Source organism: Roseateles sp. (assembly GCF_049240545.1).
GTDB lineage: Bacteria > Pseudomonadota > Gammaproteobacteria > Burkholderiales > Burkholderiaceae_C > Paucibacter_A.
In genome coordinates this window covers 1-1,269 of sequence record NZ_JBMLSK010000339.1, presented here as the reverse complement: position 1 = coordinate 1,269, position 1,269 = coordinate 1, and the positions used below count along the sequence as shown (strand labels likewise).

Below are 1,269 nucleotides of genomic sequence, written 5' to 3'. Positions count from 1 at the left end.
TGCCACTACAGCAGCGGCATCTGGGCGTCGATGGTCGGCTTCTTGACGTTGAGCGCGGCCAGGGCTGCGGCCTGGCGTGGTTGAACGGTGGAGACGCCGTGGATAGGGGCGCTGCGGTCAATGGTGACCGTGTGCCGCTGGATGCGACGCAAGTCCGCCAAGGCTGCCTCCGGCGACAACTCGCTGCCGGCGAGCTTCAGGCGCTGGCGCATCACGCGGTACAGGATCAAGGCCATGAAGCAGATGCTCGCATGGGCCCTGATGCGCTCGGGCAGCCGGTGGAAGACCGGCGCGATCTCGATCTCCGACTTCAGCACCTTGAAGCCGCGTTCGATGTCGGCCAGCGACTTGTAGCGGCGCACCACCTCGTTCGCGGTCATGTCGCGGACATTGGTGATCAGCATCAGCTTGCCGTCCATTAGCTGCGCCCGGGCCAGCGCGGCATCGTCGATCTCGTAGGCGAACAGGTCGGACTTCAGATCGACCCGGATGATGCGCGCCAGATGCGCGTCGCTGACCTCGTGGAACAAACGCGCCTTGGCGCCGGAATCCGAGAGCTTGCGGCCGCGGTGTACCTGGCCGGCGTCCTGCGCATCGAGCTTGCTGGCCCATTGCGCTGCGCGCTCTTCCAATGCGTGGATCCTCGCCAGCCGCTCCTGGGTCTGCTCCGTCGCACGCACGGGGTTGTGGGCGACCACCAGTCGGTGGCCCTGCCACTGCGCCTCCTCGACGACTTCGTCGGTGGCCTGGGCCATGCGTGCACTCATCGGCGCCAAGAGATCGACGAACTCCCCATAGCGCCGCCCTGGCACCGCCAGGATGAATTCCAGTGGCCGATCCCCCGCCACGTGGAGCTTGGTCAGCGCCTCGATGTTGTCCAGCGAGAGCAGCCCGCGGTCGGCCACCACGACCAGGCGGCGGATGTGCGGGTAGCGCGCCAGCACCTTCTTGAGCGTGGGCTCCAGCGTCGGCGCCTCGGCCGTATTGCCGTCGAAGACCTCGTGGTAGATCGGCATACCGTCGGCCGTCTGCACCACGCCCAGCATGAACTGGCGGGCGATGACGCCTTCCTTGGACATGCCGAAGTGCCGCACGTCGCCGTCTTGCTGGCTGTGGCCCTCGGCGCGGATGGTCGTCAGGTCGTAGAAGACCACCGAGAGGTCTTCGTCGATGAGCGGGCGCAGCAGCTGCGCCACGCAGTCATCCACGGCCTGCTGGTGGTCCATCAGCGCATCCATGCTGCGCAGCAGATGCTGGTGGCTCAGCTTG

Annotated in this window: 1 protein-coding gene; it reads right to left on the bottom strand. The window is 66.7% G+C overall.

All coding sequences use genetic code 11. The annotated features are described in order from the left end of the window. Positions 1-5: 5 nt before the first annotated feature. Positions 6-1,269 (bottom strand): IS1634 family transposase (locus tag ACOVRJ_RS21285; protein ID WP_422045823.1); only part of this gene is annotated, 1,264 nt, incomplete at its 5' end.